Origin of the sequence: Stieleria sedimenti (assembly GCF_025060895.1) — a bacterium.
In the GTDB taxonomy this organism is placed as follows: Bacteria; Planctomycetota; Planctomycetia; order Pirellulales; family Pirellulaceae; genus Stieleria; species Stieleria sedimenti.
In genome coordinates, this window is record NZ_JANZKV010000384.1 from 1 (window position 1) to 6,529 (window position 6,529).

A 6,529-nucleotide genomic window follows, 5' to 3' on the forward strand; every position below is an offset into this window, starting at 1 on the left:
GGATGCAATATCCGGGTTAGGCGATTCCCGGTCGCTGCTACGCAGCGAAAATGGGCGGCTAAAGCCTGCACACCAACACGTATGCCGGTGCCATTCAACACTTACAGTTGTCACCGAGTTCGGTGCTCGTGCAGTCCGAATACAGCAATCGGAAACGTAGCCCACGGATGGCAGCGCGAACCCACGGATCGTCCTGCTGATTGCTATCCGTGGGTTCGCGCTGCCATCTGTGGGTTCATTGCGTTAGCTCTCAAATTAAATGTTCTATCGAAAAGCAGCATGCGAAAATTGGTTACTTGATCGAAGACGTCATCAAGCGATGCACACAAGCCGTGCCCTCGAGGCATCGTCATGCGATTCACCTGTCGGTTATTGCGGACCGAGCGCGCGTCCTAGACAGCCAACGCAAGCTTATTGGTGGGCGGCAAACGTTGCTAAAACCTCGTGTCGCTTTTCTCCGATGGCTACGTCTCCCGCCCGTCTGCAATCTGCATAAGATGGGTGGCTCGCGACGTATCGAGCGTCGCGTCGTGTCGGGCGATTTCAAAGCTTTTGGCGAGCCACAGCTTTGCAGCATCAGGTTCGTCGCATTGGAGATACTGCTCTGCAATTTCAACCATGGTCGTGTGGCTCTCGAAATCGGATACCCCGTTCGTCGCAAGCAGCTTCGTGTACTCCTCTATACATCGCTTTCGGCTACCAATCTTGTCGTAAGCCAGGGCGCGAAGTCCAAATAGCTGTCTCTTGGTAAACTCTGAAGCGTCGAAAAAGGTAGATTGATCGGATTCAACAACACCAATGTAATTCTGTTGTTGAAGCATCCGGACCATTCGGCGGAGCGTTTCCGCGCTCTCGTCGCGTTCACTCATTCTCGTTTCACCAAAAATCGATCGTTTGCTCAGGTGCGTTCCCGGTTTCTCCTTGTCTACTCTTCCCCCTGCTGCGACTCACGGTGGCGGCGCAGGTTTTTGCTGACTCGTTGCAGCAGGGCGCGGTCTTCGTGGCTGAGCCCCTTGGTGCCGTGCAGGCTGATGATCTGTAGGACCTGGTCCAAGCGGGCCGCGTCATTGGCTTCTTCGTGTTCACGACGCATCGCCGCGCGGACTCGTTTTCGCTTTTGACGCATCCGCACGGAGTCGATCCATTCACTCAGCCAAGGCGTGCGCACCGTCGCCGTGTCGTCGTGACCGACCGTGACATCGCTCGCCCGCAATTCGGTGACGTCGAAGTGTCCGGCGATGGGGTCTGCGGCGGCGACGTGGATGGAGGTGATCCAGTCACGCAGATCGCCTTTTCGAGTCGAGACCCACAGCAAGACGGCGAGGAACAACAAGACCGGCCAACGGGGCAGGTTGACGTCGCCGTCCCCGATCAGGGTCGCAATCGCGATGACGACGGTGATCAGCGAGATCAATTGCAACAACCGTCGCAGCAGTTTGAGTTGCAAGTCATCATTGGCTTCGGCGGCGAACAACGCGATCGCCGACGCGATGGCGCCACGGCCCAGGTTTTTCGGCAACGGATAAGCCTGACAGGCGGCTTGAATCCACAGCAACCAGGCGGCCGTCAAGTAGCTCTTCTCCACGGCATCCAAGCCCAAACCCGGTGCGGCGAGTTCCTGCAGCCACAACGTGCCGTCGGAATAACCGGCCGTCCGCGTCAGCATGTGGACGGCCAAGCAGGCGGCACCAAAGATCACCAACGCGGTCAACGAAAAACAAGCCGCCATCAGATTGGCGACCGCAGACCAGGGATAGCGACGATACAGGGGATTGGCGGCCTCGACGCCCAGCAACCCGATCGTGATCGATTCACTTTTGGCGCTCGTCCAGCAATGCAGCCCAAGTTGCACGAGCAGCTGCAGCCCCCAACCGAAGCACCAGATCGCCACGGCGGTCAGGGCGACCAGCGGCAGGTCTCCGTTGCCTTCGCGGCCTTGAACCGTCGCGACGAGCCCCGCCAGGATCGCCAGCGCGACGAACACGGAATACGAGAGGTACAACCGGATGCCGGCAATCGCTCCCAGCGGCAGCGACCAATTGTCAGCCGGCTGGGGTTCAAAGGAGCCGCCCGGGCTCTGCGAATCGACGTCGAATGCGGGCATGGTCCGGACTGGGAAACAGACGTTCCGGGGAGGGACGGGGTAGATTCACGAGATTATACCGACGAGAAACCCGTTCTTCGTAACGGGATTCGGCAAAGTTCCGTGAAAAAGGGAACGGGACGGAGGTTTAATCGTGCCCAAGGAAGCGGCGAGAAATTGGCGTGAAACTGACCTTGACGTGAAATCAGCCGATCGTGAAACTCCCCCGGCTCGTATGCGAAGCATCGCTCGTACCCCTCCTCTCCAGACGGGAGTGCTCCCCGTCGGAGTCCGGCAGGCCTCGAGATTTGTTACGCTGCAACGGAGTGCGTGTGATCGAAATTTGCTCGAACGGCTTTCAGGAGAAAGCCTTTGCCGCGCGGCGGATGGAAAGGGCCTGTGAATCGGCCCTCCCAAATCCGACGAACTCGGCACGAGTCGACCGATCCGGATGGTTTCGCCAATCCTGCGCGATTTCGGAATGAATTCGCAGGGACATTTTCAGCGAGTGGCTTTGTCCGCAATGATGGACCTGGACCTCAAAGAGCGAGTGCGTGCCGCCGTCGACCTTGTCGACGTCATCGGTGCGTCGTTGACGCTGGTCCCGAAAGGACGCATGCTGGCCGCCCAGTGCCCCTGGCACGACGACCGCTCGCCTTCACTGACGGTCAACCGCGAACGCCAAACCTGGAAGTGCTGGGTCTGCGACATCGGCGGAGACGTGTTCAGCTACGTGATGCGCCGCGACGGCGTCGACTTCGTCACCGCGCTGCGATCGCTGGCCGAACAAGCCGGGATCGAATATCAGGCCGGCCCCAAGGTGGACGCCGGATCCAAGGACGACAAGTCGACGTTGCTTGCGGCCGTCAAGCTGATTTGCGATGCCTATTTTGATCAGCTCGATTCGCCGTCAACCGACGACGCCAAGATCGCTCGCGACTATCTGGCCAGCCGCGGGATCGACGACGAACACCGACACCTGTTTCGCATCGGCTTCGCCCCCGACAGCTGGGACTTCGCCACCGGGTTGCTCAAACGGAACAAGTTCCGCGCCGAGATCCCGGTCGCCGCCGGCGTCGCGCTCAACCGCCGCGGCGGAAACGGCAGCTACGATCTGTTCCGCGGTCGATTGATGTTTCCGATTCACGACATGCAGAACCGCCCGATCTCGATGGGCGGCAGGGTGATCCCAGAGATCGCCGCGCGGCACGGTGACAACGCGGGCGGAAAGTACATCAACGGCCCGGAGACCAAACTGTTTCGAAAGTCGGAACAGCTGTACGGGCTGCAACTCGCCAGGGAGTCGATCCGCAAGGGCGGCCAGGCGCTGGTGATGGAAGGGTACACCGACGTCATCGCGGCGCGGCAATCGGGGATCGAGCCGGTCGTCGCCGTCCTCGGTACCGCGCTCGGTGAAGCCCACGTCCGCACCCTCAAGCGACTGGCCGACCGCGTCGTGTTGGTGCTCGACGGCGATGCGGCCGGCCAACGCCGCGCCGACGAAGTGCTGGAATTGTTCATCAAAGCCGATGCGGACCTTCGCGTCCTGACGCTGCCTGATGCGATGGATCCGGCCGACTACCTGCATCAGCACGGCCGCGACGCGCTGGAGCAGTTGGTCACCGAAGCACCAGATGCCTTGGAACACAAGCTGCGATCCCTGACGGCTGGAATCGACGTCACCCATGACACGCACGCGGTGATGCAGGCGATCGACACGATGACGGGGATTCTGGCCAAAGCCCCGATGCTGGATCCGCTCAAACAAGATCAGATGATCCTGCGACTTTCAAGGACCTTCGAGATTTCTCAATCGCGGCTGGAAGACCGGCTGGAAAAGAAACGCGCCGAAGAGAAGGAGCGGAAACGCAAGGCGGCGAAATTCCGTGCCGCCGCCGGCACCGACTCGCCAAACACACCCCCGGCGCCGGTCGGATCGACAACCGGACCGATCGACCCGAATCTGTTGTTGGCCGAAGCCGCGGAAATGGATTTGGACGATCCATGGTCGATGCAACAAGCCGGGCCGGCCGCGGCGTCTGCCGCGACGACGAATGCGGCGAGTGTCAAACCGAACCAGGATCGCGAGGTCCCGCTCAGCAGTTTTGATCGCGAACTGTTCGAAACGATGATCGAATCGCCCGAGTTGGCCGGCCGAGCCGTCGAAGCGATCGATCCTGAGTGGCTGGACACGCTGTCGGCAAAGATGATCTTGGCGGCCTATCAAGAACTGGACCTGCAGGGTCGTGAACTGACCGTCGAAACCTTGCTGGCATTGGTTGAAAATGACTTCCTGAAAAACGAAGTCGTCACGATGCAGTTTCGTCTGGCACAGCGCGAAGGAAAAATCACGCAAAGCCCCGAGCAGCGGTTCCAGTCTTTGCTAGAACAATTTCATCGGCGAGAAAACATTGCAGAAAAGCATCGACAAATCGCAAAACTTGAATCATTGGCCTTGGACGAAAACGAAGAGCTGGATCTACTAAAGCAGCTGTTCGATTCGGAGAAAGACCGTCAGCAAATTGACCATTAGGGAGGAGCTGAACGACCACGACCGAATGACGCCCGCAACGTCAAGCAAACAAAAACACCGCGTCTGGATCAAAGCACCGACGCGGTGAAAAGGAACGACCCGCACGCCCATGATGGGCAACTCAAACATGAGGTTTTGAACAATGCTTTTGATGGATCGAGAACTTGCCGAATTGGTAGAGCGTAGTCACGAGCACGGATGCCTGACCTACGATGACATCAACGCCTACCTTCCCGATGAAGACGGCAGCCCGAAGAAGCTAAACAAGCTGATCGAAGTGATCGAGCGATTCGGGATCAAGCTGGTCGACGGACACAGCGCACCGGCCGCAACGACGCGGCGCCCCGAGCCCAACGTCCGCGGACTACGCGACGTCGCCGATGGCGGCCCCGCGGCCGACGATGACGACGACCAAATGCCCGGTGCCGCCGCCGCGGAAGAACTGGCAAGCGTCGACATGCCCAGGGCGAGTGACGATCCGATTCGCATGTACCTGAGCCAGATGGCCGAGATCCCGTTGCTGGGCCGCGAGCAAGAAATCTCGCTGGCAAAAAAGATCGAAGTCACCCGGCGACAATTCCGACGCTGCTTGCTGGAATCCGACTACGCCTTGCGTCACACGGTCGAAGTGCTGCATCGCGTCCACGAAGGCGAACTGCCCTTCGATCGGACCATCAAGGTCTCGCTGACCGAGCACCTGACCAAAGAACAGATCTCCGCCCGGATGCCCCACAACCTGCGGACGCTCGATCACCTGATCGCTCAAAACCGCGAAGACTTTGAAGCGATGGCTCGCAAGAGCACCCCGCCACGGCTGAAGGCCGAAGTCCGCCGCCGATTCATCGCCCGCCGCCGCAAAGCGCTGGAACTGGTCGAGGAACTGAGCCTGCGCAGCCGACGCGTCACCCCGATGCTGGCACGACTGGAAGAGTTTTCAAACCGCATGAACTACATCCGCACCCGCTTGGCCGAACTCGGCAACGATGCGATCAGCCGCGACGAAGCCGCCGATCTGCGACAAGAGCTACGCGAGCTGATGATGCTGACGCAGGAGACTCCCGAAAGTTTGCACAAGCGTGTCACCAAAGCACGCGAGCACTTCGAACGATTCGAAGCCACCAAACGCGAACTCAGCAGCGGCAACCTGCGATTGGTCGTTTCGATCGCCAAGAAATACCGCAACCGCGGACTGTCGTTCTTGGATCTGATCCAGGAAGGCAACACGGGACTGATGCGCGCGGTCGACAAGTACGAGTATCGACGCGGATTTAAGTTCAGCACCTACGCGACCTGGTGGATTCGCCAAGCCATCACGCGGGCGATCGCCGATCAAGCACGCACCATCCGCATCCCCGTTCACATGATCGACGTGTTGAGCAAGTTGCGGCAGGCGCAAAAGAAACTGACCCAGCAACTCAAGCGGGAACCGTCGTACGAAGAAATCGCCGAGCTGACCGAAGTGCCGCTCGAAGAAGTCCAACGTGTGATGGACATCGGCCGCCATCCGGTCAGCCTGGATCGTCCTGTCGGTGAAGGCGAAGACAGTAGCTTTGGCGAGTTCGTCGAAGACAACGACAGCCTGAACCCGGTGCACATGGCCTCCGGCGGAATCCTGCGTGGGAAGATCGACGAACTGCTCAAGACGTTGACGTATCGTGAACGCGAAATCATCCGCTTGCGTTACGGCCTGGTCGATGGCTACAGCTACACGCTGGAAGAATGCGGCCGGATCTTCAAGGTCACGCGTGAACGTGTCCGGCAAATCGAAGCCAAGGCCGTCGCGAAGCTGCAAAGCCCCAGCCGCGCCGATCGACTCGCGTCGTTTATCAAGGTCGCCGCGTAACGCTCCTTGCAACCTCGCCTCAAGGCTGGACACCGACACGCGCTGGTGTCCAGGCTTCAGCCCAATACCG

Annotated in this window: 4 protein-coding genes; 2 read left to right on the forward strand and 2 right to left on the reverse strand. The window is 59.6% G+C overall.

Going from position 1 to position 6,529, the window contains the following annotated elements; genetic code table 11:
* Positions 1 to 464: 464 nt before the first annotated feature.
* Together NZK35_RS34025 and NZK35_RS34030 are read right to left on the reverse strand one after the other, a co-directional pair.
* Positions 465 to 869, reverse strand: a complete 405-nt coding sequence (locus tag NZK35_RS34025; protein ID WP_259636984.1) for a hypothetical protein — start codon at positions 867 to 869, stop codon at positions 465 to 467.
* Positions 870 to 925: 56 nt separating this feature from the next.
* Complete coding sequence (locus tag NZK35_RS34030; protein WP_259636985.1) at positions 926 to 2,104, reverse strand: hypothetical protein; 1,179 nt, start codon at positions 2,102 to 2,104, stop codon at positions 926 to 928.
* Positions 2,105 to 2,591: 487 nt separating this feature from the next.
* Between NZK35_RS34030 and dnaG the strand changes: the two genes are divergently transcribed.
* Entirely contained in the window at positions 2,592 to 4,616 is a 2,025-nt protein-coding gene (gene dnaG / locus NZK35_RS34035; RefSeq protein WP_259636986.1) for a DNA primase, read from the forward strand.
* Between the two features lie 142 nt (positions 4,617 to 4,758).
* A complete protein-coding gene (locus NZK35_RS34040) occupies positions 4,759 to 6,459 on the forward strand; it encodes a sigma-70 family RNA polymerase sigma factor (RefSeq protein ID WP_259636987.1) in 1,701 nt (566 codons plus the stop codon).
* The last annotated feature ends 70 nt before the right edge of the window (positions 6,460 to 6,529 follow it).

What these genes read in the sequence shown, in the direction of transcription:
- NZK35_RS34040 (WP_259636987.1), top strand. Translation starts at nt 4,759, where the DNA reads ATGCTTTTGATGGATCGAGAACTTGCCGAATTGGTAGAGCGTAGTCAC.
- NZK35_RS34030 (WP_259636985.1), bottom strand. Translation starts at nt 2,104, where the DNA reads ATGCCCGCATTCGACGTCGATTCGCAGAGCCCGGGCGGCTCCTTTGAA.
- NZK35_RS34025 (WP_259636984.1), bottom strand. Translation starts at nt 869, where the DNA reads ATGAGTGAACGCGACGAGAGCGCGGAAACGCTCCGCCGAATGGTCCGG.